Source organism: Thermoanaerobacterium butyriciformans, assembly GCF_017874545.1.
Taxonomy (GTDB): Bacteria; Bacillota; Thermoanaerobacteria; order Thermoanaerobacterales; family Thermoanaerobacteraceae; genus Thermoanaerobacterium; species Thermoanaerobacterium butyriciformans.
This window is the reverse complement of the sequence record NZ_JAGGLT010000001.1, coordinates 48,638-72,500: the sequence shown is the minus strand read 5'-3', so window position 1 is coordinate 72,500 and position 23,863 is coordinate 48,638. Positions and strand designations below refer to the sequence as shown.

At 44.7% G+C, this 23,863-nt stretch carries 25 protein-coding genes and 1 pseudogene (1 of these 26 only partly in view); all 26 read right to left on the bottom strand.

Translation table 11 applies throughout. The features are described 5' to 3' along the window. Positions 1 to 409 carry the 5' end (the start) of a heavy metal translocating P-type ATPase gene (locus J2Z80_RS00375; RefSeq protein ID WP_209452592.1) on the bottom strand. It extends 2,189 nt beyond the left edge of the window, so only the first 409 of its 2,598 coding nucleotides appear in the window; the start codon lies at positions 407 to 409; its stop codon lies off the left edge, out of view. A 13-nt stretch (positions 410 to 422) separates the two neighbouring features. Further along, complete coding sequence (locus J2Z80_RS00370) at positions 423 to 797, bottom strand: ArsR/SmtB family transcription factor (RefSeq protein WP_003868545.1); 375 nt, start codon at positions 795 to 797, stop codon at positions 423 to 425. Between the two features lie 316 nt (positions 798 to 1,113). Then, positions 1,114 to 1,260 carry a hypothetical protein gene (locus tag J2Z80_RS00365; RefSeq protein ID WP_003868544.1) on the bottom strand — a complete coding sequence of 49 codons (147 nt, stop codon included), beginning with the start codon at positions 1,258 to 1,260 and terminating at the stop codon, positions 1,114 to 1,116. Between the two features lie 153 nt (positions 1,261 to 1,413). Then, positions 1,414 to 2,982: pseudogene (locus J2Z80_RS00360) on the bottom strand (recombinase family protein). Continuing rightward, complete coding sequence (locus tag J2Z80_RS00355; protein ID WP_209452591.1) at positions 2,945 to 3,436, bottom strand: recombinase; 492 nt, start codon at positions 3,434 to 3,436, stop codon at positions 2,945 to 2,947. The pseudogene J2Z80_RS00360 and the gene J2Z80_RS00355 overlap by 38 nt, the downstream one beginning before the upstream one ends. Then, positions 3,400 to 4,968 (bottom strand): recombinase family protein, encoded by a 1,569-nt coding sequence (locus tag J2Z80_RS00350; protein WP_209452590.1) that lies wholly within the window; start codon positions 4,966 to 4,968, stop codon positions 3,400 to 3,402. The genes J2Z80_RS00355 and J2Z80_RS00350 overlap by 37 nt, the downstream gene beginning before the upstream one ends. A gap of 61 nt (positions 4,969 to 5,029) precedes the next feature. Then, on the bottom strand, positions 5,030 to 5,248 hold the full coding sequence (locus J2Z80_RS00345) for an SHOCT domain-containing protein (protein WP_014256645.1): 219 nt from the start codon (positions 5,246 to 5,248) through the stop codon (positions 5,030 to 5,032). 53 nt (positions 5,249 to 5,301) lie between these two features. Continuing rightward, positions 5,302 to 6,306: an N-acetylmuramoyl-L-alanine amidase gene (locus J2Z80_RS00340; protein WP_209452589.1), complete on the bottom strand. Its 1,005-nt coding sequence runs from the start codon at positions 6,304 to 6,306 to the stop codon at positions 5,302 to 5,304. Then, on the bottom strand, positions 6,303 to 6,722 hold the full coding sequence (locus J2Z80_RS00335) for a phage holin family protein (protein WP_013297329.1): 420 nt from the start codon (positions 6,720 to 6,722) through the stop codon (positions 6,303 to 6,305). The genes J2Z80_RS00340 and J2Z80_RS00335 overlap by 4 nt, the downstream gene beginning before the upstream one ends. Before the next feature lie 87 nt (positions 6,723 to 6,809). Next, positions 6,810 to 9,278 (bottom strand): glycosyl hydrolase family 18 protein, encoded by a 2,469-nt coding sequence (locus tag J2Z80_RS00330; protein ID WP_209452588.1) that lies wholly within the window; start codon positions 9,276 to 9,278, stop codon positions 6,810 to 6,812. After that, positions 9,275 to 9,850, bottom strand: a complete 576-nt coding sequence (locus J2Z80_RS00325; protein ID WP_209452587.1) for a hypothetical protein — start codon at positions 9,848 to 9,850, stop codon at positions 9,275 to 9,277. Before J2Z80_RS00325 ends, J2Z80_RS00330 begins: the two co-directional genes overlap by 4 nt. A 214-nt stretch (positions 9,851 to 10,064) precedes the next feature. Then, a complete protein-coding gene (locus tag J2Z80_RS00320) occupies positions 10,065 to 12,587 on the bottom strand; it encodes a phage tail spike protein (RefSeq protein ID WP_209452586.1) in 2,523 nt (840 codons plus the stop codon). A 4-nt stretch (positions 12,588 to 12,591) separates the two neighbouring features. Continuing rightward, entirely contained in the window at positions 12,592 to 13,365 is a 774-nt protein-coding gene (locus J2Z80_RS00315) for a distal tail protein Dit (protein WP_209452585.1), read from the bottom strand. A gap of 13 nt (positions 13,366 to 13,378) precedes the next feature. Then, positions 13,379 to 15,565: a phage tail protein gene (locus J2Z80_RS00310; protein WP_209452584.1), complete on the bottom strand. Its 2,187-nt coding sequence runs from the start codon at positions 15,563 to 15,565 to the stop codon at positions 13,379 to 13,381. A gap of 215 nt (positions 15,566 to 15,780) precedes the next feature. After that, complete coding sequence (locus tag J2Z80_RS00300) at positions 15,781 to 16,164, bottom strand: hypothetical protein (protein ID WP_209452583.1); 384 nt, start codon at positions 16,162 to 16,164, stop codon at positions 15,781 to 15,783. Continuing rightward, positions 16,164 to 16,763 carry a major tail protein gene (locus tag J2Z80_RS00295; protein ID WP_209452698.1) on the bottom strand — a complete coding sequence of 200 codons (600 nt, stop codon included), beginning with the start codon at positions 16,761 to 16,763 and terminating at the stop codon, positions 16,164 to 16,166. Before J2Z80_RS00295 ends, J2Z80_RS00300 begins: the two co-directional genes overlap by 1 nt. A 5-nt stretch (positions 16,764 to 16,768) precedes the next feature. Continuing rightward, positions 16,769 to 17,113 (bottom strand): hypothetical protein, encoded by a 345-nt coding sequence (locus J2Z80_RS00290; RefSeq protein ID WP_003516028.1) that lies wholly within the window; start codon positions 17,111 to 17,113, stop codon positions 16,769 to 16,771. Next, positions 17,110 to 17,541: an HK97 gp10 family phage protein gene (locus J2Z80_RS00285; RefSeq protein ID WP_209452582.1), complete on the bottom strand. Its 432-nt coding sequence runs from the start codon at positions 17,539 to 17,541 to the stop codon at positions 17,110 to 17,112. The genes J2Z80_RS00290 and J2Z80_RS00285 overlap by 4 nt, the downstream gene beginning before the upstream one ends. 17 nt (positions 17,542 to 17,558) lie before the next feature. Further along, positions 17,559 to 17,894 (bottom strand): head-tail adaptor protein, encoded by a 336-nt coding sequence (locus tag J2Z80_RS00280; RefSeq protein WP_209452581.1) that lies wholly within the window; start codon positions 17,892 to 17,894, stop codon positions 17,559 to 17,561. A 2-nt stretch (positions 17,895 to 17,896) separates the two neighbouring features. Further along, complete coding sequence (locus J2Z80_RS00275) at positions 17,897 to 18,205, bottom strand: head-tail connector protein (protein ID WP_004400079.1); 309 nt, start codon at positions 18,203 to 18,205, stop codon at positions 17,897 to 17,899. A 20-nt stretch (positions 18,206 to 18,225) separates the two neighbouring features. Continuing rightward, positions 18,226 to 19,428 (bottom strand): phage major capsid protein, encoded by a 1,203-nt coding sequence (locus J2Z80_RS00270; RefSeq protein WP_046499151.1) that lies wholly within the window; start codon positions 19,426 to 19,428, stop codon positions 18,226 to 18,228. 50 nt (positions 19,429 to 19,478) lie between these two features. Next, positions 19,479 to 20,207: a head maturation protease, ClpP-related gene (locus tag J2Z80_RS00265; protein ID WP_008409538.1), complete on the bottom strand. Its 729-nt coding sequence runs from the start codon at positions 20,205 to 20,207 to the stop codon at positions 19,479 to 19,481. Continuing rightward, entirely contained in the window at positions 20,146 to 21,468 is a 1,323-nt protein-coding gene (locus J2Z80_RS00260; RefSeq protein ID WP_209452580.1) for a phage portal protein, read from the bottom strand. Before J2Z80_RS00260 ends, J2Z80_RS00265 begins: the two co-directional genes overlap by 62 nt. Then, complete coding sequence (locus tag J2Z80_RS00255) at positions 21,465 to 23,033, bottom strand: terminase large subunit (protein ID WP_245301050.1); 1,569 nt, start codon at positions 23,031 to 23,033, stop codon at positions 21,465 to 21,467. Before J2Z80_RS00255 ends, J2Z80_RS00260 begins: the two co-directional genes overlap by 4 nt. Positions 23,034 to 23,171: 138 nt before the next feature. Then, positions 23,172 to 23,321: a DUF5049 domain-containing protein gene (locus J2Z80_RS00250; RefSeq protein ID WP_041587426.1), complete on the bottom strand. Its 150-nt coding sequence runs from the start codon at positions 23,319 to 23,321 to the stop codon at positions 23,172 to 23,174. A 16-nt stretch (positions 23,322 to 23,337) separates the two neighbouring features. Then, entirely contained in the window at positions 23,338 to 23,805 is a 468-nt protein-coding gene (locus tag J2Z80_RS00245) for a gamma-glutamylcyclotransferase family protein (protein WP_023062547.1), read from the bottom strand. Between the last annotated feature and the right edge of the window lie 58 nt (positions 23,806 to 23,863).

Below are 23,863 nucleotides of genomic sequence, written 5' to 3'. Positions count from 1 at the left end.
CTTCTCCAAGAATTTTACCAAATTCCTTTTTATCGACCGCTTCAATTGTCAGCTTCTTAGATACAAAATCAACGGTCGCACTATTTACTCCTTCAAGGCTTTGTGTTTGAGCTTCAATCTTTGCAGCACAAACCGCGCAGCCAAGTCCTTCAAGTATTAATGCTTTTTTATTGCTCTTGTTAACGGATTTTTCTTTCACTACCACATCCGGTTCGTGCTTGTGCACTATGGTTTTAACTTGCTGTAATATATTCTTATACTCTTGCTCTGATTCAATTTCTAAAGTCAATGTCTTGTTCATGAAGTTCATATAGGCTTTGACTCCATTTAATTTATTAACCTCATCTTCAATTTTAGCTGCACAATTTGCGCAATCTAAACCTTCTAAAATTACTTCCTTCTTTAACATTACTGACCCTCCTTTACTTACTTTCTTCTGAAATATGAATTAATCCCTGGTCAAATATTTGCTTTACATGTTCATCTTCAAGAGAGTAGAATACAATCTTTCCTTCTCTTCTGCTCTTTACTAGTCCAGCCTGCTTTAAGACTCTTAGCTGATGTGAAATTGCTGATTGGGTCATATTTAATAAGAATGCAATATCGCAAACGCACATCTCTGATTCATCTAATGCCCAGAGTATCTTAATTCTTGTTGAATCTCCAAAAACTTTAAATAGTTCTGCTAGATCATATAGAGTTTCTTCTTGAGGCATTTTTTCTCGCACTTTATTTACAATTTCCTCATGTATTACATCAGAGTCGCATCTTTCAATTGGTTGAATTTTTTTTGCCATATTTATATCACCTCCTTATCATTCAATTGAACACTTGAATAATCTTTCATATGTATTATAAACCTCAATTCTCCGTTTGTCAATAAAAACATATGAGTAATTGTTCAAGTGTGTTTATCTTTTAGCTTTACGGTCAAGACCGCCACCTCTAAGCGCAGCGTAGGTGGGTTTTAATCAGGTGGAGTAGACTCTCCATCTGATTCCCCGATGTTTCAGCTTGCTGAAACGAGTTCACTTATTAGATTATCCCTAAGTATAAATAGAAAAGAACCGCCCATCAAGAAGTATTTCTCCTCAATCGGCGGTCAAGTTCATTTTAAATTAATACATCAATCTCTACTCCAAACTTAAACTCAACGGTCAGCTTATTATCAAATACCGTAACTTTTTCAATAAGCCGCCTTACCAGTTGCTCATCATATTCCTCCAGCTCATAGGACTGTTCATTCAAGAAGTCTGTCATTTCAGCTATTCGCTGCTTCTTCCTTCACGCTCTGCATTTTTAACCAGCGCATTTTGCTTCTGCTCCCGCAATCGGTAATCCAATTATGTCTCCTGTAGTTATTTATAATAGTATAAGTACTCTTCCCCTACTGGCGGCTATCTTAATACGAGCTTATAGGTTTACTTCTATTTCTAACCCTGACTTAAACTCTACCACTAGCCTGTCATTATATACAGTTGCCTTTTCAATTAGTTTTCTAACCAGTTTATCATCAAATTCCGTAATACCACCGGTTTGCATATTAAGGAAGTCCGTCATCTCAGCGATCCGATCCCGCTTATCTTGACGGAGAGCGTTTCTTGAAAGGGTTTCTTGCCTTAAGTCCCGTAAGCGGTAAATCTCATTGACAATATTATCATATGCTTCCTTTGAATTTGCCAATTGGATCAACTCGGCTTGAAGCTCTTCCAGCCTTTTATCAATATCTGCCGTACTCTCGTCCAAATCCTCGTTTAATACGGTTTCAATATTCTTTTTCAGTATGGCCAGGAAAGAGTTTTTCCCGCTGACGGCTATATTGATAGCTTCTACAATCTTCTCTTTGAGAGTATCTTCAAGTATAGTGGAAGCGGTACAAAACAAACCGGTGTTTTCCAATCTGCTGACGCATCTCCAAACGATGGATTTTTTCCCTCGGTTATTCCAATGAACCCTGCGGAATACTTCATGACACTTGCCTCAGAACACCATTTGGGATAAGGGATGATTATTGCTGTAGTTTCTCTTCTTTCCGTTCTTACTTATATGCACACATCTTCTGCGGACAAGCTCTTCCTGAACCTGCATATAAATTTCACGCGGGATTATGGGCTCATGGCTGTTTTCTACATAGTATTGAGGAACTATGCCGTTATTGGCCACCCTTTTCTTCGATAAAAAATCTACTGTATAGGTTTTCTGCAACAGCGCATCACCGATATATTTTTCATTCCTCAAAATCTTATTGATGGTGCTGGTATGCCATCTGTGATTACCTGCACCTGTCAGAATTCCGTCAGCTTCCAGACCTCTTGCTATCTGTAGCATACTGGAACCTTCAAGGTATTCTCTGTAAATGCGTTTAACGATCTCTGCTTCTTCAGGTACGATAACTAAATTGCCATCCTTATCCTTTGTATAGCCAAGAAACCGGTTGTGATTAATATGGATTTTTCCTTGCTGGTATCGGTATTGAATCCCCAGTTTTACATTCTGGCTTAACGATTGGCTTTCTTGCTGCGCCAAAGAAGCCATAATGGTCAGCAGGATTTCCCCTTTGGAATCCAATGTGTTTATATTTTCCTTTTCAAAGTAAACTGGAATATTTTTTTCTTTAAGCTGCCTTATGTACTTTAGGCAGTCCAGCGTGTTTCTTGCAAACCGGCTGATAGATTTTGTAATTATCATATCGATTTTGCCCTGCATGCATTCTTCTATCATCCGATTAAACTCTTCACGCTTTTTCGTGTTGGTTCCTGTAATCCCTTCATCAGCAAATATGCCGGCTAACTCCCATTCCGGATTGCTTTTAATGTAATTTGTATAATGCTCGATTTGTGCTTCATAACTGGTTGCCTGCTCCTCGCTGTCCGTAGAAACACGGCAGTAAGCTGCTACCCGAAGCTTAGGCGTTTCTTCAGCCTTTGCACTATTTCCAATTCGCTTACGGGCGGGAATTACCGTAACATTCCTGGTTGTCATCTAAAATCACCTCGCTCTTAATAAGACTATAAGCATACTCTGCCTGCTGAAATGGATCCTCGTATAGATTATCCGGCATTGAAGCATGAAACCTAAAATTCATGCATTTCTTTTCATTTCCTTTATGTTCAAAAATCCTGCCAAGCGCCTCAGCTCGCCTGCGTCTTTCCAGTTGTGCTTTTTCGAATGTGTCCTTGCTGATAATTGGCGGATAGAATTTGTCCTCAACATACCGTTTATCTGCCAGCATTCTTGCAACAGATGTGTGGTAACGCTTAATACCCGCTTTTTGTGCCGCTTCGCTTAAAGAAAGCCCGGAAAGATAAACCTCAAATAGCTTCTTAATTTTAACTGCTTCCTCTTCATTAATTACAGCCCTGCCGTTTTGAATGATATATCCAAAAGGTATATGGCTCATCATTTCATCAACCTTTCCCTTAAGTTCAACCCGCATTTCATTTTGAAACCTATTTCTTCTTGTGAAAACACAATGATTTCGCGGGTAAAATCCTCAAATATTTCGATATCGAATGCATCAATCTGCTTTTCAGCTTTCGTTGCAAATTTAAGAAGCTTCTCAACCTCAACAAGGATAGTCTGACTCCCATCGATTGCGCTTTTTATGGCTTCTTTTTGTTCTTTTAATATGGCTGCTTCTTTGAGCAGCTCATTTTTTTGTGTATTAAAAAGAGCGGGTTCCAGGTATCCTTTAGCCATAAGTCCCATAATCACCTGAACTCGCTCTGTATTTTCTTTGATTTTTGTTTCCATCTCCTGAATCTTTGTTATGTTATCTGAGTAATTTGTCTTCTTTAAGCTTTGTAGCAATGGTCTTAGAATGAATTTATGACCGAAAATAAGCTTATTGATCATTACAACGAAGGCCTGATGGATTGCATCCTCTCTGACAAACTTCATGGAACAGCTTGATGCGTCCTTTATATGCTTTGTGCAGCACCAGGCAATATATTTACGGTTACCGCTGCCATGAATTCGACGCTTAAAACTGCTGCCACATTCTGCGCATTTGATTTTTCCTGAGAAAGGGTAGCGGTTTTGATATTTACTGCTTCCCTTAATTACACCTTTTTCTTTTCCTCTTTGCTTTAATATCTCTTGGGCGGCTTCAAATTCCTCATGGGATATAATGGCTTCATGATGATCTTTTATCATGTATTGATCTTTTTCCCCATGATTATAATGCCGCTTAAAATTCTCATCTGTATAGGTTTTTTGCAGAAGGACATCCCCAGTATATTTTTCATTGCTTAAAATGCCGCGGATAGTTGTCGCTGTCCAGTGTGAACCTCTCTTTGTTGGGATTTTATCGGAATTTAGCCCATCTGCAATTATCTGTGTGCCTTTACCGTCCAAAGCTTCAGAAAAAATCCGCTTTATGATTTCAGCCTGTTCTTTATTGATAAATAGCTTTCCATCCACATAATCGTAACCATAGGGAGGATATGCAATCTTGTATGTTCCGTTTTGAAACCTGCGCCTGATAGACCACTTACTATTTTCTGCAATGGATAATGACTCGTTTTCTGCAAGGCTGCTCAAAATTGTCAGCACCAATTCGCCTTCCATGCGCTGCGTGTTTATATTCTCTTTCTCGAAATAGATGAAAACACCGAGAGCGGTAAGTTTTCGCACCATCTCAATGCAGTCGGTTGTGTTTCTGGCAAATCTGCTGACTGACTTGGTTATAATAAAGTCAATTTTCCTGTTTTCACAATCTGCAAGCAGCCTTAACAACCCAGTCCGGTTTTCCTTTTTTGTGCCTGAAATGCCTTCATCATAATAAATCCCTGCAAATTCCCAATCAGGATTTGTTTTTATATAGGATTCATAATGGTCCTTTTGTGCTTCCAGACTTGCCATTTGCTCATCACTGTCGGTTGAAACCCTGCAATAAGCAGCTACCCTCACCTTTGGCTTGAAAGCTTGGAGAGCATTGTTCCCATCAATCCTTGTTACCTTTCTCACTGTTTTCACCTCCTTTAGGCATGTGACATGTTACCTCTGTGTGCCGCTAATAGCAAGCTAATTAGGCCATAAGCTGTGCGTACATTGGAGAGAAAGTTTTAAGATTTAACTTGTCGATTTTGTCGAATTCTTCCTCTGAAATCAGTCCCGCTTTAAGCATCTTTTGCAGGATTTTATATGCCCGCCAGTAATCAACCTCTCTTTGAATTTCCTCCTGTGTTATCTTTGTATAGTTCGTTTCCTGCGGGTTATATGGTAAGTGATTAGCCGCCTCTATCATTCAAGCACCTCCTATAAAGACTTAGGACAGCCGCGATTGGCTGTCCTTTATCGTTATTCCGGCAATTTGAGAACTTGTCCGGGGTAAATAGTATCTGAAGTCAGGCCATTGAGTTTTTTAATCTCCGGAAATCTTGTTCCTCTACCGAGTTCTTTTTCCGCTATTCTCCATAAGGTATCGCCTTTTTGCACTGTATAGGTTCTATTGCCCTTTTTATCAGGAATGCTGTTTACAATTACAAGGTTTTCTTTTGCTACCCAAGTGTTTATGCCTGCAATTTCTTGACCGCCGGATTTCTTAACCTTTTTGCCAAGCAATACACATTCTTTGCCGCCTTTTATGACCGGCTTGCCTTTGTATAAAGTCTGTGTGACCCTGTGGTAATAGTCATTTTTGACCCACGTTGGAACTTCCATACTGCCGGGGTAGTAGTTTTTTGCGCTGTCCTTAAACTCCACCAGGTCGCCAATTCCAATATCCGTATTGTTATCTGTGTTGTTCTCCAGTGCTTTTTTCACTGCTTTGCGGAAGGTGTCCATACTCTCCCCATGTTTGGGGAACCAGTGCATCACATCAGCATGGTTGCTGGCAATACCGAGCTTATACCCTTCAGAGTGGCAGATGATATCATTCTCATCAAGACCGTACTCCCTGCAGAGCATAACACAGAGTTCAACAGCATTCTGCCATGCTTTGCGGAAATAATCTTCCTGCTTTGCTGCATCATAACCCACCATTACCGATCCGGATTTATACGAAAACCCGGCAGGCTCACAGATTTCAAAGCCAATATGGGTATTGTTGGCGGATCCTCCTGCATGCCAGCCGCGATGATTCCAAGGCAGGTATTGCCAAACCTCTTTATCGTCCACAAAGGCGTGAACACAGACCTGCCTGTTTATTTCACCGGCTTTGTAAGATTTGTTCCAGCGGGAAAACCAATCAGCAGCCATTACGCCCGGCACAGCCGTCGAATGTACCATGATTCCTTTAGGCGTGATTTTTCGACCAGCTGTATAGCAATCGTTTCGCGTCATGTATTTAGTAAAAAGCTTCATTTCTTTTCATCCTCCTCATTTGAGCGGCCATGCAGTTGTTCCAATGCGTTTTTCAGCTTTTCAGGAATGGGCAGTCCTATATGTGCTGCATTTTCAAGAATTGAAATGCCCTCGTTACTCAGGTAAAAGAAAATCACCGCTGTCCGGATTGCCCCGCCGTTGCCGAGCACCTGGCTGTCGATGATGTGTCCCACACCCACAAGTACAAAAATAAGCACCTTCTTAAAGATGCCCTTGGCACCGACTTCACTCGAAAGCTTTCTGTCTACAATGGCACACATCACGCCGGTCACATAGTCAATGACCACAAAAGCGATGAGCGCATATAAAAATCCATCCAGCCCTCCAAGAAACCAGCCAAGAAATCCGCCAATAGCAGTAAAAACCGCCTGCACCCAGTTCCATACTGTTTTCATTGTCTTAAACCTCCGTTCAACTTGAATTTTGCATATAAAAAAGCACCCTGCCTTAAAGCAAAGCGCTGAATATATAAAACTTTTAACCTACATTTGCTTCGGAAGCGCCTCCCACAGCCGCATATCCTCCTGCCCAAGCGACCAGATGGCTATACCTCGCAATTTCCATCGATAAGCCGCTTCGTTTGCCCAGTAAACAAGGCTATCCACATCCTGGTAATACAGAATAGAAAAACCATCCGCATCTCCGAGAAAAAGTCGGGATATCCAGATATTGATGTCTTTTGGTATAATTTTTACTTCATAGTCATTACCGCAGGAAAGCGTCAAAAGCTGCGAGTGGAAAAAATCATAGTCCATCGAAATGTCCTCATTGCGAGTTGCCGATTCCTCCACATCGCTATTTACTGAAAACACCTGAAATTCATCATCCCACGTGACACCAGTGCGAGCAAGCCTGCCAAAGCTGGTTATATTTCCATCCGGAAGTTCCACATCAAAACGCTCGTATGGTTCATATACCCATGCATCGCCCAGTCTCAGTAGCTCGCATACCGTCCGGTTGTCCGAGCAGTACCCTGCATAACCACTACCACCGTTTACATTCACTGTAAAACGCAGGGTTGAAGCTGCACCTGAATATACTCTTACCTTATTGCCGCGTTTTCGCATCTCTATAGTATACATATTCGGATTAGCACGAAGATCGGCATCTGCAGTTTTTGAGAAACTGGTGGAATAGCTACCAAGCAAGGAATTACCTTGATAAAGCTCGACTCTTTGCGTGTCATAATTTAAGCAGCAGAAAATATCTCCAAGGAACACCCCAGCCCGTCCGCTGCTATTTTGAGGGAAAGCCAGCCTTGCCCGGATATGAATATCGGAAAACCCGTCGTATTTCAATGCAAGTTTGCCATATCCCTCGAGCTGGGAATATGGGCGACTTTCTGTGCTGTCTGGGTCTTGCCAAACATCCCATTCGCCATCCAACACAGTCCAGTAATTTTCAGGCAGGATGTTCCTGTCCCGAAAATCCTCATACCAAATAAGCGCCGAGTCGGGTTTTCTTCGCAACATTTCAAAGGTCAGTTTAAAACCTCGATCCGGCTCAACCATCACACCATTTACATCCTTGAACCGACGAGGAGAGAGCATAAAGCTGGCTTCACCGGCAAAGGGATACTCCGAAAATCCACTGCAAACCCTAAAACCGTAAAACTGGACTCCCGGCACACCACCGCTTATGCTGACAGCATGCGTTCCCTCTTGGAGAAATACACCTTTTGCAAGTGTCAACCAGCAAACTCTTCTCCAGTATGGCCACCATAAACGGTTCTCGCTGAAGGTCTTTGAGTCACCGTCAAGAGAAATTACAATCGCATTTTTGTTCCAGTAGGGAAAGCAAAGCCGTACTGCGACATCGTAATATCCCGCTTCTCTTATCTCAAAACGGTACTCTGCTGACGCCTGGTCATCTCCAAGTGAGGCCATCTCATCAGTAATAATGACATTTCCTTCGTATTCATCCGGAACTCCGTTCCTTTCAATATAAATGGTTCCGAACTCCGCTTTCTGCTCCTTGCCATAGCTTGTCAAATATCTTCGCCTGTTATAAACCCCTTTTAGCAGCGGATATTCCCAGGATACAGCATCCCATCCTTCCATATAATCATATACATGAGGAAGAGCCCAAGGTACTTTGTTATAGTCATCCCAGTAAGCCACAATTGGAATAAACGGCTGGGGCGGTGCATCGCCTGTGAAATTGTAAACCCCAGTCATCCAGTATTTTGCCGCATAGTAGGTATTAGACACTCCTCGATAGGTTATTCCAAGGTTTTCAGGTGTATCATGAATCCTCCAGTTCCAGCCATAAGCAGGCAAACCCATGAATATCTTATCGGGTGACATAACGGAAATAGCATAATCATATATGCCCTCAAGCCAGTCACGAGGAGATACTGGGCCGGGAGCAGAGCCCGCCCATGCCATGCCATAGCTCATGATGGCGGCGGTATCGCAATAATCGTTAAGATCGGCATAAACACACCAGTTTTCACCGCCCACCGAGCCTTGAACGCCGGTCATACCCGGCAGGCAGATGTTGACAAGCTTTGTTGCATCATAAGACTTAACTGTATTATATATATCCCTAAATAAAGCATTCGCCGCATCCTTGTTTTCATAACCTCCACCGCGCTCAAGGTCAATATCTACCCCAGCGCACCATGGATACTTGTTCATTATTCGGATGATTTCAGTGAGAAACTTATCCTTTGCACCGTTTTCGTTGTTGCGAAGTGCAGTAAAAATATTGGCTATTCCATGATTCATAATAGTGAGCAGCCACTTAATGTGTGGCCATTTCTGAATATACGGAAGCATGCTGCTGATGCTGGTACCGGTTTCAGTGATTGTACCTGTTGCGTCAACCTCAAAAGTAAAAATGCCTACCGTATCAAATCGGTCGCCGTAGTCTCTAAGTGCTTCATACATTCGGGCATTACCCATAAAACTCCACACCATGCAACGTTTGCCTTTTAAGAAATCCCTCACAACCGGTCACCGCCTTCCTGCATCTCCTGAAATTCAAAGAGCACCCGCGCCGATTTTCTCTCTTCCAGTTTCACTGTATGTTTGCTGTCCCATGCCGCAGAATATTGATAAAACCCATCCTTAGGAGTCTGACTTCCGTTTTTTAGGCATTGGCGGGTGGAAGCCTTGAGCGCCAGCTCATCGCCTGCATTAACCGAGTCAAGAAACCTTACCTTATGCGCGCCCATACCTTGGGATATTTCAATACTTCCTGCGGCCATATCCTGTATAGGATAGATATAGCAGTCAAGACCAGCAGAAGTTTTACCCAGGTTGAATAAAATTACAGTCTCCGCTGTTCGCACTACACCGTTATAATGCCGGGGCAGGACTGGCTGCCCGTTTTCCTGCATTTTCGTTAGCATTTTGCTCGTGTGGACGGTATAGCCTGTCAACTGATCTCCATCCTGAAGCTGCAGGTCGGTGAAATATATAGTTCCGGTACAGTCTGCAATAAGAAGGCGCACAGTTACGCCCGCCACATGTTTATTGCTTTTTAGTTGTATGGTTTCTGTAAATCTTGAAAACTGCATCCATTTCACCTACCCGTCCAATGTCCATTGTATCTCGCTCACATGGCCGACCCAGCCGGTGGAAACCGAGCCGCCTTGCAGCAATAAGTCGGTGAAATACACAGTGCCGCTACAGTCGGTGACGCACAGCCGGATGGTGATGGATTTTACCCTGCTCCCGCTTTTGGGAAATATATTGTGTGCAGTCTGATTAAAATAAGCCATATCATCACCCTCAAATCAGGTCTATAAATCTTGTTTCTGTTGTACCGTCCTCGTATTCAATGACTATCTCAACACCAACTTGGCCGTTTTCACCCTTTTCAAGGTTTTCTGAAGCAATCTGCGCTGAAAATGTATAGCTTTTACGTGTTGCTGGGTATACCGTCTGTGAAAGGCTCTTTGTCATACCAGGTACACCGACAGCCTTGAAGGAAGCAGTTCCCGAAACACCATTTTCAGTATCCACTTCAAAACCGGAATTGACCCAGTAGGCAAAACCGTCATCTGCCCGGGAATTGCGCAGATGGTTGAATGGTACCATATCTTTAATTTCCTGACGATTTATCAGCTCTGCAGAGGACAGCGCATCCGCTGCCTTGTCCCACTGTGCTGAAGAATCGCCGAGTTCCCGCAGTTTAGTTGAAAGCTCGATCACTGTTTTCCAAGGCTCCTGCAAGTTGTACTGCCTTCGCACAACACGTGTCTTTACCAGAAGGCCTAGTTCCTTATCGTCTACCGTTACAATATCACCCAGTTTCCATGCTTCATGCTCATAACCGGTCAGTGCAGATAGATCCATTGCCGACAGCACATATGAAACGCGAGGCTTCGAATATTCTGCAAGCCGCATTTTTGCATATTCCAACATCTGATACGGATTTGTAAACGACGAACAATCAAGCGTCGACACCCTCACTTCACTGGAAAAAGTGTAATCTTCCACGTATGCCTTACCTCCATTAATTGAAGCGAAGGTCAATCCGTCCTTTCCATAAGCATAGAGCCTTGTCACTAATTCACGTGTATCGACTACCCGCTGAATACTTTTCAAATTCTTTCTATATGAAAAAAGCGCTCCGCTATCAGTACCACTAAAAGTCAAAAGGTGTACCTGGCGGTTGGCGCTGTCAAACACCAGATCGCCGCCATAAATATTCTGTACGGTGCGAAGGATGGATAAGGCATTTTTTTCTGTACACTGCCATGTCCGTTTCGTAGTGACAGTAACATTTCCTACTGTCCAACCTGTACCCAAAAGTGCATATTGCATCGGAACATCTGCAGTATCTGCATTGAATTCTCTAGGTTCTTTTTCCGCACTGAAAGACAGATCGTAAAATACCGCTTCAGCATATACTTGCGTAATAACACGCCCATCTTCGCTTTTATTGTCCGTTAAGGTTCGGATCCGGTAAATGTCATTTACGATTTGCACTTGTTTTTCATTTTCCAGTGTGCTTCTTTTTGGATCATGGAACGGAAGCTTGAATTCCAGCGTATCCGCGCCGTTCACCTCACCAGTGACAATGATATCAAAGGCATTTTCAAGAACAGCTTCCCATGCTCCGTTTTTGTCCAAAATCACAGGACGGGCAAAGCCTAATTTCTCATAGGGCGCTTTCGGTATATCATGAAGCTGTATTTCCAGCAGTTTTGGCGTCCTCAACGGATCGCTGCTGGTAAGGGTAACACGGAACCTGATATATTGCCGATTTGGCGATTGAAGTTCACCGCTGGTTCCCACAGCCTGCCATGCAGACCATTCTTCAAGATCATCGCTTGTGCTGGTCTCTACTAGAGACACTGAAGTAACACCTGCAGTATATTCGCTTGTCACAGCTACACGACCGCTGCCCGATAATGCACATGGAACCGCCCTTGTATAAAGTACGCCACTTGCAGGATACTTGCCATCTGTTGCTTTAAGGGTGACTGCGCCAGGCTCTGCCAAAGCATCTACATCCGAAGCCGCGTCCCCACCGTTTGCATGTAAAGACGACTTAAAATATAACAGCAAATCATCAGCTGTAAGCTGTGAGTCCGTTTCCAGAAACCAGTCGTCGAAGCCTCCGGCATAGTAGTAGGTATTTGCATGCATCCCCATAATAATGTTTGCTATACATTCCCGGTTCAATTCTCCCGAAAAGGAACGCACAGGCGACACCCAGGTTGCCCCGTCGCTGCGATCGCATATGATGTTCTGCACCTTTTTATTGCTTACTTCAATGATGGAGGCAATAAAATACCAGCCGCCGTTTTTTAAGGTAATGGTAGCTGTTTCACTCTGGTCGTAGATTAGTGTGCCGGAGGAGTTATACAACATCAGCCTAAGTCTTCCTTGATAAAGTGAAACATAAAAAATGGGCTGACCGGGTCCTTGGCGGGTATTGAATATGGGTATATATGTCTGGCCGACCGAATAGGTGGTAGGATTAATCCAACCGCCTACAACAATCTTTTCGCCCAGATTGCTAAAGAAACTCCCATCATTTTCTGCTATAAGATGGGTCTTTTCAGAAGTCGGATTAACAATATTTTGCCTAAAATATCTTCCGAATCTTCCAGCAATAAGGTTTGCTGATGTCCCTGACCAGCCGGAGATGGTAAAATGTCTGCCATGTCCCGATGAGTCCATAAGCTGCAGATTTTCGTCTGGCGTTCTTTCATTAAATCGCCATAAAGCAGACGTCCTTGAAGTTACAGGAAACTCCCCGGTAAAATCCTCTTGGCTCGTTAGGATTGATTTTATCGCCATGTTATCACCTCCATCTGCTTTTTGCCTGTATTTTTAACTCAGTAAAGGTCGCGTTTTCTGCGGCAATCTCAATATGATTAACACCTTTTCTGAGAATCGGAAAATTCAGATCCTGCAGGCTGGGAAGGCCATTTCTCAAGGTTCCGCCTGTTTCATCAATAACTTTAGCCGTTACCATGCCGGAGTCGACAATCAGAGTTTCACCTTCAGATAATGAGCCAACAATTCGCAATTCCTCTCCGTTCGTAATAAGCGAAATATAGCTTGATGAGGACGTTGATATCAAACCCTTCAAGAGATAAACCGGATTGGAATCCGCATTTCCTTTAACCCTCTCCAATTCATGCAGACCTGTTTCAGAGAGGACAAATATCTCATCTTCCAACGCGTAAACATACGGGTCGGGACAAACAAACCGAAGTTCAAAGCTGCCCGCTGTCCGCAATATCCGCTCACAGTCAACCGCTTCTGATAAGCGAGCCATGAAATATCGGTCGGGCAAATCATCTATAACAAGTTGCTTAAGCCCGTTTTCCGGATTTAACCATTCTGCAACATTATCAAGAACCGATACAAGCTCAGCAAAACTGCGCTGGGGAAGCACACTACAGCTAATTATTACGTTTCGTTCTGATATGTCGCAGCCAAAATCTGCAATACCTGCTTTGCCCGGCACAGTTTCAAAGGAATTGCGCAGGGCAGTGGAGACCTGCCATTTGGTAAGTCTTGCCCGTATTTTCATACTTTGCGACGATATACCATTGTAGATAAATCCCATATGCTTCCCTCCATTACGCTGTTATAAAACGTCCCTGCGCCCTTGAACCGGTCTGCATCAGGTTATATAACTCCTGTGAAATCCTGCGGATGTCTTCTTCACCACGAACAATCATTTGCTGCACCACAACAAGTGGCCCGGAAGTTAAACTGCTAAATCCGCCTCGTCCACTTACATTCATGTCAGGAGATATATTAAAATCCGTCGGCACTGCATTTTGCATATCGTCGGCCACTCTGGCCATAGCCTTGTCAAATCCCTCACCAATACCCAGTGCCATATTGCCGCCAATACCTTCAAAAACAGTGGACGGAGATCTGATTCCAAGAAAATTCTTTACTCCATCAACAATACCGGAAAAGAAACCGGAAACCTTATCCTTAATCCAGCTACCAAGGCTTTTAATACCTTCCCAGATGCCTTTTACAATGTTCTTACCAATCTCAACCACTGAAACAACCGCCTTGCCCAAGCCTTCTATAATAGCCGCAACAATCTGAGGTAAAGACTTTACTAGTTCTGGAATGGCTTTCACAAGCCCGGCAGCAAGCTGTACGATAAGCGTAATTCCCAATTCTATGATTTTCGGCATATTGTTCGTCACAAAGTCAATGATTGTTGTAATTATCCTCGGCAGTGCTTCAATTAGTTCTGGCAATGCATTTAAAAGTCCCTGCGCCAGTCCCTGAATCAATGTAAAAGCAGCTTCAAGGATTTTGTCCATATTATCCAGCAGCCCTTGCACAATGGTGATCACTGCTTGAACCGCTGCTGGAATTAGCTCCGGTAATGCTTCTCCAAGCCCCATTACCAACGCTGTGATTAGCTGTACCGCTGCATCAATGAGTAAAGGCAGGTTATCAATGAGTGCTCCGACAATGGTCATGACCGCATCTACTGCTGCTGGAATCAGCTCCGGCAGCAGGCTCAAGAGAGTTTGAAGCACCTGAGAGAACAATTCAGTTACAGTTTGCAACAGCACGGGAAGCAGATCTTTGACTGCTGAGATAATCGCACCGGTTGCCTCCGGCAGAGCAGCCACTATATTTTCCAAAACCGGTACAATATTTTTAACTACAGCCTGAAAGGCATCCACGAGATTTTGTGTTAGGTTCGTCATATCAGCGTTCGCATTGCCAAGTCCTGCTATAAACGAACTTAGAGAGGCTTGTAAAAGACCAATGGAACCGCTGATGGTCTGGGTAGACTCTCTTGCGAAGTTGCCAGCATACTGTTCGGTTTTTTCAAAAAACATCTGCATGGCGATCTCGGCCTTTTCGGCATTGGTTGCGCTATTCCAGGCAAAATCCAGCCCTTTTGCAAGAGCATAAGCTTCGATGGTAGTGGCGTTCATGGCGACGCCCAGATTATCCATCATGGTGAAGTTACCCTTGGCTGCGCCAGCGATGGATTCCATAGCAGTCTGCATGTCAATGCCCATAACCGAAGCCATGTCCGCCGCTCGCTGCATGGCCTTCTCAGTAAGCTCCAGACTTTTTTGCTGATCGACACCAGCACCCTGAAACAGTGCGCCCATTTTGTTGGCGGTGGCAAGGTACTCGGATTGGGACAAGCCCAGATTCTTGTAGGCTTCTTCTCCTGTTTTCTGGATACGTTCAGCATATTCGCCAAACACAGCTTCAGAACCGCCAAGGTTCTGCTCAAGCTCACCAAACTGCTCCACGACCTCTTTTCCCAGCTTGATGGCAGCCGCGCCCGCTGCGGCCGCTGCAGCACCCATAGCCGCGCTAACACCTTTAAGAACGCTGCCCAGCTTCTCAAATTTCGAGCTGGATTTTTCGGCATTGTCTCCACTTTCCTTCAATTCGTCCCCAAGCTCGTCTGCACTTTCAGCAGACTGTTCGAGTTCGCGCTCCATTTTGTTCAGTTCGGCTTTGGCATTATTAAGCTGTATTTGCCACGACTGAGTACGCCGGTCGGTTTCTCCGAAAGATGAGGCGGCATTGGCAAGCGCTTTCTCCAAAGTAGCTATTTTTTCTTTCTGCAATTCGATTTCTTTATTAAGCACCTTGTTTCTTGCAGTAACAGCTTCAACTGACTTATCCTGCTTGTCGAACTGAGATGCAACCAGGTTCATTTCGCTACCCAGTACCTTAAAACTTTGGTTGATCTCACGAATGGCGTTTTTAAATTCCTTTTCGCCTTCAATCCCGATCTTCAAGCCAAAATTGTCTGCCACATAACCGCCTCCTTTCCTGCAAAATTTTTAAATTCCATAAGGTATCACATCATCAATGGTAAGCATACGCTTTGGTTTCGCCAGCCCTAAAAACTGCTTATGGCACTCCCATAAATCAAGCAGGTACCCAATAGGCATTAGCCATACTTCATCCTCTGAACGGTTGAGCTGGACAGTGCCGTAATATAAAAGCCGAGTGAACAATTCCTCATCGCTCACTCGGCCGGTGTGTTTTTTAAGTCATCCTCACTTTCAACGTTTCTTTTGGTACCCTTGAACATTGCTTCCATGATAGCGTCTTTATATGTTGCCAGTTCCAAAGGAGATGTGAGAAGTTCCACTGTCTCTTCAGTCAGGAGTTCACGCTTATCCTGATTTTTGAGGTTGTGTATCAAAATGCTCTGGTTAGCCAGCAGTGTAATCAGCCATACCACTTCGTCAAGAGCCATCTCGAAGTTCTCGGTTTTCATCAGTTTCGTGCCGAGGTTTTCAAGACCGCCGTACCTTTTTGCAATCTCCTTTGTCGCTTTAGTGGTTAGAATAAGCTGATATTCTTTATCGCCTATTTTGATAATTGCGCTTCTGTCATTATCCTGCATTATTCGCTGCCTCCTCCCACAGCAAATACCGGCTCATAAACTTCCGTATACCAGCCGGTAATAGTTTCAGGCGATACACCGGGATCGTCTTCGCTGACCTCCGCCTTCCAAGGGTGCTTTCCCTGGCCATCTGGTTTGTTACGTCTCATGACTGTCCCTTCAATGGTGGGTGTCGAAAAGGTAATGCTATCACCTTTCGTTTGGAGATTTGTAGCCGGGATTCCGAATTTAACCCTGTAAAGCCAAAAATACCTGTACTTGCCGTTAGCTTTCTTGGCTCTAAAGCCGATTGCTACAGGCGCGCCACCATCCTCGCTGGTGGAAATCAGCACCTTATTGTCATCAAGGGTGGCTCCCGTCAAAACCTCAGCAGCGTCTACTCCGATATCTGCAACACCAAGAGTCAGGGTGCCGCTTTGAAATTCCTTGACCACTTCTGCCGCCCCGTCATCGGCATAAAGTGTCGCCTCTGCCAGCTCCACAGAAAGTTCTGCCGTAATAGCCTTAGCCAGCGGAACAGGCGTGTTGTATGTCTCTTCTCCGTTTTCATTCTCAGTTATTTTGGCATAATATAACCTGTCCAGTCCGATTGTGGCCATGTTTTTCATTCCTCCTTTACTTCATACTCTTTTGCCACATCAATGGCATAGTGGTGATAGCCGGTATCGTCCTCATGGCCTATATACCGCCTGTCGGTAATGGTAAAGCCTGCTTGAAGCAATGTGTTCACTATTTCGTTTTTACGGGCAGTGTAGTTTCCCTTTATAAATAAAGACAACCTTACCTCCTGGGTTTCTACCTGAGGCCGGTTGTCTGCAAAAACTTCAAATGTATCTGTCATCGGAGTAATGACAAGGTACTCATCTGGCGGTACACCGCTAAATACCCCGGTTTCAATGGGGATACCCAAACCATCCAATAACGAGTTTAATTCTGACAATATGCTCATATACGACCCAGCTCCTGTTCCAGTCTTGACTTCATTGCTTCGATGCAGGACTTCCTTGTAGCTGATTTTGCCGGTTTCAAAAAGGGCCTTGGAGGCTGCCCGGACTTGCCATACTCAATAATATTAGCAATCTTCGCATTGCTTACCCCATCCTTCCTTGGTTCAGTAAAGCCGATTTTTATGTTGTGGTTTCCATCCCTGTCCTGTTTGGCAGGAGAGAGCCCCAAAGCATTTACCAATTCACCGGTTGCTCTGGACGGATATTTAGTGCCGCTCCCGATAACTGACTGAAGATTGGACTTCACTTTTGAAAGAACCACTTCCCCGCCTGCTTCCAGCACCTTAGGTATGATTTCATCTGTTCCTTCTCCAAGTCTGGATAACTTGAGCAAGAACTCTTCCGGCATTTTAACTTCCACCTTAGCCACGTTGCAGCCACCTCCTCTTATGCTTTGCTTGATTTCACTTTTTCCGCAAGCACCTCAATATACATTCCACGTCCCTTCACATCCTCTACACTGATAATGTTGTACCTGCCATCGCTGCAAACGAGTACAAGATCTGTGGTAACTTCCAGGTTAGGTATCTTACGGAAGCGAAACAGGGCAGACGCCTGCGAAAACGCCGCCCTGTTTGCCCATTTTTCACTGCCATGCCTATCTTCCTTGTATGCCCTTACCGAAGTAAGAATGACATCACCTTTTTCAGTAAAACCCTCACTGTCCTTAACCGGCTTGACTGAGATAATGTCCACGAAAGTTTTCATTTTCCCAAAGCCCATATTTACACCTTCCAATCCCGGTCAAGCCGCAGCAATAGGTTAACTGTATTCCATACCTGCTGTCCTGCCTGCACACTATCCCCAAAAAAGCCAGCCGTCGAGCCATCCCTGCTTTCATAAAAATGGCTCGACAGCATAATGACAGCCTGCTCAGTAGTAGGCGGCATGGGGTTTTCGGCATAATATCCTTCCGGCTTTTTCTGGTAACTTTCCGCATAGGCAACTGCGGCTTTGATATACTCTTGTAAAAGTGCGTCATCTTCGCTGTGCTGCAATATGAGGTTTGCTTTAACCTTCTCCAAAAGTTCCATGCCGCAGCCCTCCGTTTTAATTAAGCTGATTTCTGCTGCAGTATCTTGACTGCTTCAGCCAGTACCAGCTTTCCATCTACACGCTGGGTTGCCATGAATCCAACTTGTCCGGTCGCAGCATACAACTCATTAAGCCGCTTAAAAACCCTGCCTTGACGGTCTGCCACCCAGTAATAAGAAAAATCGCCGAATACAATCGTTTTTGCTCCAGCGGCAATGGCTGGCATAAATGCAGAAGTTTTAACTGGACGATTGAGGATAGTATCCGGTGTTCCAGCAGTTACAGAAGGCTGCCAGAGATACTGACCGTTGTTGTCTTTGAGCTTCCTTATAGCTTTAATTGTCGAATCATTCATAATGAATACAGCGTTCCTGCGGTACGGAGACTTTAGGCTGTAGAACAAGTCCATGATCTCGTCAAGGGTAATGGCTGTTGCACTCGCCGCAGTTACTCCTATCTCGCCACCGCCGTTATCTGCCAAGATACCGGTTGGCTTGCCAGATCCGTCACCGATAAAAAATGCTTCCTCCTCTTTTGCTCCGATTCGGCGGGCGAATTCTTTGGCTATATACTGTTCAAGGTTAAATACACTATCGTTTAACAACTCCTCTGACACCTTGATCATAGTAGCCAGCTTATATGCGCCGATGGATACCTGTGCAAAGGAGTCATCGCTTTCGGGAATCTGGCCTTCCTCATCCACCCAGGATGCAGTACCCTTGCTTGCCACCACAGGAATTTTCTTGTCACCGCTGGACGTGGTAATAACATTGGCAATCTGCCTAAAGATATTCTCCTCCTCCAGTGCTTCCACAAGAGTACGCTCAAAGTCGTCGGGAACAAGATATCCACCTTCGGTGTCCTCTCCAATCTGCAGCGCGTTGTGTACGTCATATTTGCGCCTGCCGCGCATCATGTTCCAGAAAGACTGCCTGTACTCATCGCTGGCACGTCCGGTTTTTTCATTGTTGCCAGATATGGAAGTGGGTTTGTCTGTAATAGGAATATTCAACGGTTTTGACAGTTCCAAATCTATGGCAGCCTGACGCTCAAGACGCTCTATTTCTTTGCCCAGCGCAATAACGTCGGCTTCCATTTTTTCATAAGTCGCGGTATCCTCCGGTGAAAGCAGTCCGTCGTTCCCGCGTTTGCTGTCGAGGAAAGCTTTAGCAGCTTCCCATACTTTAGCGCGTTTTTCACGCAGTTCCAGTATTTTGCTCATAATCAAATCCTCCTTACGGTTTTATTTGGGGTCCCCGCTAAATCGCAGATTTAGTGGGGTAAAAGTAGAAAAAGCCGCTTTTCAAGCGACTCAATTGGTGTTCCTTTTGGTTTTTCTTTTGGTTTAAGCTTTTGCAGGATGGAATTTGTTACTGCCTGCCTACTGAAGATCATTCCTCCTGATACTTCAAATTCGGATGGGAATGATTCATCCTCCATAAACAAGATTCCATCGGCAAAGCCAAGTTCCACCGCTTTTCTTGCGTTAAACCAGCTTTCTGCATCCATTAGGTGCGATATTTTTGCCCTGGAAAGCCCGGTTTTCAGCTCATAAGCGTTGATGATGGATTCCTTTATTTCTTCCAGCATTGCGATAGCTTTCTCCATTTCTTCCGTATCACCGATGGCTATTGTCATAGGGTTGTGAATCATCATCATGCTGACTGGTGACATAAAGACGTCACCTCCGGCCATAGCTATGACCGAAGCGGCGCTGGCTGCAATACCGTCAATCTTTACCGTCACTTTGCCTTTGTAATCCATAAGCATGTTGTAAATTTGATTAGCTGCAAATATATCTCCGCCAGGGCTGTTGATCCAGATCGTTATATCACCCTCTCCGGACAACAGCTCTGATTTGAACTGTTTGGGAGTTACTTCGTCTCCCAGCCAGCTTTCTTCAGCTATTGGGCCGTCAATATATAATGTCCGGCTGCCATCATCGTTTTGTATCCAGTTCCAGAAGCGGCGAACCGGTTTTGGTTTTTGTGATTTGTTCAACTTTTGATCCCTCCGTTTTAGCATTGTTTTTGCCTGCAAAGGCACCTGCATCGGCAAGCCTGGTCATGTTACCGTTAACAAGATACAGATCTCCGCCCAACTCTGCCGGGATCCGGTTCATGTCCTCAAGCTCGCGGATATCGTTAGCAGACATCCAGCCGTTCTGGCGAGCTACAGCATAACCATTCATGCGGCTTGCATAATCACCGCGCAGAAGGCCATCTACATTGAATTTGACAAAGTATGCCCGCTTCTCTGATGGTAAAAGCAGCGCTTTTTGGAGAGCCTGTTCCCAACGCACCACCCACGGGTCAAGTGTGTATTTAACAAATTCCAGAGATTGCTGTTCGATGTTTGAAAAGCTTGACTTTTCAAGATCTCCAACCATATGGGGAGGTACTCGGAATATCCGAGCAATTTCATTTATCTGAAACTTTCTTGTCTCTAAAAACTGTGCCTGTTCGGGTGGAATGCCGATTGGTTGAAACTTCATTCCCTCTTCCAGAACTGCAATGCGATGAGCATTGGCACTTCCTTGATAAACAGCGTTCCAGCTTTCTCGCACCTTTGCCGGATCCTTTAATACGCCGGGATGTTCCAGAACGCCACCCGGATTTGCTCCGTTGGCAAAAAAGGATGCACCATACTCCTCACAGGCAATAGCCATGCCTATGGCGTTCTTGGCCATAGCAATAGGGGAATATCCTACAAGGCCGTCAAAACCGAGTCCCGGGATGTGAAGAACCTCATCACTTCGTAGGTATATAAGGCCTGCTTTTGGATTAACCCTGCTCTCATCGCTGTCGCGCCGATAAGTGTAAAACAGTTCTCCGTTTGGAGCCCTGTCTACCGTCATTTTGTTTGGCAAAAGTGGATAAAGCGCCAGCACTCGTCCGGAACCGTCCCTAATAATTTGAGCGTAAGCATTTCCCCATAAAAGAAGATGACTCATCAGTGTTTCTCGGAACACGAATGAAGTCATCTCAGGGTTTGGTTCGTCATGGAGCAAATAATAGAGCGGGTGGGTCAACGCTTTTTCTTTGCCACCGTCTTCTTTATAGCGGTACACATGAAGCGGAAGCCCGGCGATGGCTTCTGCAAGTATCCTTACACAGGCATACACTGCCGTTGTCTGCATGGCCGTCCTCTCATTGACAGTCTTTCCGCTGGATGTGCCACCGAAGAAAAAGCTGTATGCGTTGCCGAACAGGCTGTTTTTCGGCTTATCCCTTGCTTTGAACAAACGGGAAAATACACTCATATAATCAACAGCCCCCTTTCATCATAAATTGATCCGTTGCGTTCATCCCCGTCATGCCTTAACGCGCGGTCAAGCGCCATAATTAACGCTACCGCACCATCTATTCTCTCGGTGGATTTTTCTTTATCCGGCTTAATGTTTCCGGCGGGATCGGTTTTGACATAGATATTGTCCATCATCCACCGCAGTACTGGATTACCACCATGGGCGATGCGTTCTTCCAATGTCAACTTCATCAACTCTTTTGTAGGCGGCGACATATCCTTGAAACCCTGACCGAATGGAACAACCGTAAACCCCAAAGCCTCGAGGTTTTGCGTCATCTGAATTGCGCCCCAGCGGTCAAAGGCTATTTCCTTAATGTTATATTTCATTCCGAGTTCCTCAATAAAGGTCTCGATAAAACCGTAATGTACCACGTTACCCTCGGTGGTAAATAAAAAGCCCTGCCTCTCCCAGACATCATAAGGCACATGATCTCTCCGCACACGCTGATCAATATTCTCCTCCGGTATCCAGAAAAAAGGTAGAATCTGATATTTATCAGATTCATCAAGCGGTGGAAACACCAGCACAAAGGCGGTAATATCGGTAGTAGATGACAGGTCAAGTCCTCCGTAACAGGTTCTGCCGCGCAATTTTTCTGCATCAACAGGAAACGCACACTTATCCCATTTATCCATTGGCATCCAGCGCACCGATTGCTTCACCCACTGATTTAAGCGGAGCTGACGGAATAAATTTTCCTCTGCAGGATTTTGCTTGGCATTTTCACAAGCCACCCTCAATTTTTCGATGTCAACTGTAATGCCCAGTGACGGGTTAACCTTTCTCCATACCTTTTCACTTGTCCAGTCATCGGTATCGGCTGCGCTGTAGATAACAGGGTAGAAAGTCGGATCTATCTTACGCCCTTGAAGAATATCCTCAGCCTTTTGATGTACTTCCCAGCAGATGGAATTGCGGTCTGTGCCAGCAGTTGTGATCAGGAAAAACAGCGGTTGTTTTCTTGCATCGCCAGATCCGTGAAGCATTACATCATAAAGATCCCTGTTTGGCTGAGCATGAAGTTCGTCAAATACCACACCATGGACGTTTAGGCCATGTTTTGTATATGCCTCCGCTGAAAGCACCTGATAAAAACTGCCTAACGGTTTATAAACCAGCCGCTTCTGTGACAGCATTGGTTTAATTCGAGATTTTAATGCCGGACACTGTTCCACCATATCTACTGCAACGTCGAAAACAATGGATGCCTGCTGACGATCAGACGCACATCCGTAAACCTCGCCGCCATGCTCGAAATCACCGCAGGTAAGATATAAAGCAATTGCCGCTGCAAGTTCGCTCTTACCCTGCTTTTTTGGAATTTCTATATAGGCAGTGTTAAACTGCCTGTATCCATTAGGTTTCAAAATTCCGAATATGTCCCGGACAATCTGTTCCTGCCAGTCAATTAATTCAAAAGGCATTCCATACCATTCACCCTTGGTATGCTTCAGGCAGTTTATAAAAGTAACAGCGGCATCAGCCGCTTCCTTGTCATATCGAGAACCTTCCGCCATAAACTTGGTTGGTTTATATCGTTTTAACTTCCGCAGCTTTGCCGCCTCCTTTCCTAAAATTGAGCAAGAAAAAAGGAACCTCATGGATGAAGTTCCTCTCCTTAGTGGATTTCTATGAAACTTGTTACGTTATAAACGTTATCGTTTGCCTGTCAGGATAAACTCGGCATATTCTTTCTTGTGTTCATTAAGAAATACTACTAATTCATAAAACCCCATTTTATATGCCTCTTCCTGTACTCTTGGCAAGTCAAACATATTACAGGCACCGCTGTCCCGTATGGCCATAATCTGTACCCATGTCCTACACCTCTGACTTCTCTGCCGCTGAAATTGAATCTCTTACCGCTTTATTGAGAAATGAAATATCAAAACCCGCATCTAAATAGCCCTGCCGAATCACCTCGTAATAGTAACGACCCGGTGCTCCCAAAGGTCTACCTTCATTCATGATATACACCATTGCGGGTACCCACTGCCCTTTGAAACGTACCTTAACCGTTTCTTTCCGGTATAGATGCGGATAACCTTCATATCTGTCCAGCGCTTTCTCATCATTAGGCATGATTCTCCAAAGCATTACCGGTACACTTTCACCTTTTTGTTTTTCTATTGTCGCTACTGCGCCGCCATTCCCTCCTCTGAATAACAGCCGGTATCCTGTGAGTTTTGCACTCCCCAGCACTTTTGCCGTTGGGCAGCGGTATGCCATCTGCCTTAAGTTCAGATTGCTTCCGTATGCTAAATATATGGTTCCTTTTTCTTTGCTCATCGTATCATCCTCCTTGTATTTACCAAGGCAGAGGCGGAGAGCCACCCCTGCGCTTGTC

Excerpts from the sequence above, each read along its gene's own strand:
- J2Z80_RS00370 (WP_003868545.1), bottom strand. The coding sequence starts at position 797 with ATGGCAAAAAAAATTCAACCAATTGAAAGATGCGACTCTGATGTAATA.
- J2Z80_RS00365 (WP_003868544.1), bottom strand. The coding sequence starts at position 1,260 with ATGACAGACTTCTTGAATGAACAGTCCTATGAGCTGGAGGAATATGAT.
- J2Z80_RS00355 (WP_209452591.1), bottom strand. The coding sequence starts at position 3,436 with ATGCGGGTTGAACTTAAGGGAAAGGTTGATGAAATGATGAGCCATATA.
- J2Z80_RS00345 (WP_014256645.1), bottom strand. The coding sequence starts at position 5,248 with ATGATAGAGGCGGCTAATCACTTACCATATAACCCGCAGGAAACGAAC.
- J2Z80_RS00340 (WP_209452589.1), bottom strand. The coding sequence starts at position 6,306 with ATGAAGCTTTTTACTAAATACATGACGCGAAACGATTGCTATACAGCT.
- J2Z80_RS00335 (WP_013297329.1), bottom strand. The coding sequence starts at position 6,722 with ATGAAAACAGTATGGAACTGGGTGCAGGCGGTTTTTACTGCTATTGGC.
- J2Z80_RS00325 (WP_209452587.1), bottom strand. The coding sequence starts at position 9,850 with ATGCAGTTTTCAAGATTTACAGAAACCATACAACTAAAAAGCAATAAA.
- J2Z80_RS00320 (WP_209452586.1), bottom strand. The coding sequence starts at position 12,587 with ATGGCGATAAAATCAATCCTAACGAGCCAAGAGGATTTTACCGGGGAG.
- J2Z80_RS00315 (WP_209452585.1), bottom strand. The coding sequence starts at position 13,365 with ATGGGATTTATCTACAATGGTATATCGTCGCAAAGTATGAAAATACGG.
- J2Z80_RS00300 (WP_209452583.1), bottom strand. The coding sequence starts at position 16,164 with ATGCAGGATAATGACAGAAGCGCAATTATCAAAATAGGCGATAAAGAA.
- J2Z80_RS00295 (WP_209452698.1), bottom strand. The coding sequence starts at position 16,763 with ATGGCCACAATCGGACTGGACAGGTTATATTATGCCAAAATAACTGAG.
- J2Z80_RS00290 (WP_003516028.1), bottom strand. The coding sequence starts at position 17,113 with ATGAGCATATTGTCAGAATTAAACTCGTTATTGGATGGTTTGGGTATC.
- J2Z80_RS00280 (WP_209452581.1), bottom strand. The coding sequence starts at position 17,894 with ATGGGCTTTGGGAAAATGAAAACTTTCGTGGACATTATCTCAGTCAAG.
- J2Z80_RS00275 (WP_004400079.1), bottom strand. The coding sequence starts at position 18,205 with ATGGAACTTTTGGAGAAGGTTAAAGCAAACCTCATATTGCAGCACAGC.
- J2Z80_RS00270 (WP_046499151.1), bottom strand. The coding sequence starts at position 19,428 with ATGAGCAAAATACTGGAACTGCGTGAAAAACGCGCTAAAGTATGGGAA.
- J2Z80_RS00260 (WP_209452580.1), bottom strand. The coding sequence starts at position 21,468 with ATGAGTGTATTTTCCCGTTTGTTCAAAGCAAGGGATAAGCCGAAAAAC.
- J2Z80_RS00255 (WP_245301050.1), bottom strand. The coding sequence starts at position 23,033 with ATGGCGGAAGGTTCTCGATATGACAAGGAAGCGGCTGATGCCGCTGTT.
- J2Z80_RS00250 (WP_041587426.1), bottom strand. The coding sequence starts at position 23,321 with ATGGCCATACGGGACAGCGGTGCCTGTAATATGTTTGACTTGCCAAGA.
- J2Z80_RS00245 (WP_023062547.1), bottom strand. The coding sequence starts at position 23,805 with ATGAGCAAAGAAAAAGGAACCATATATTTAGCATACGGAAGCAATCTG.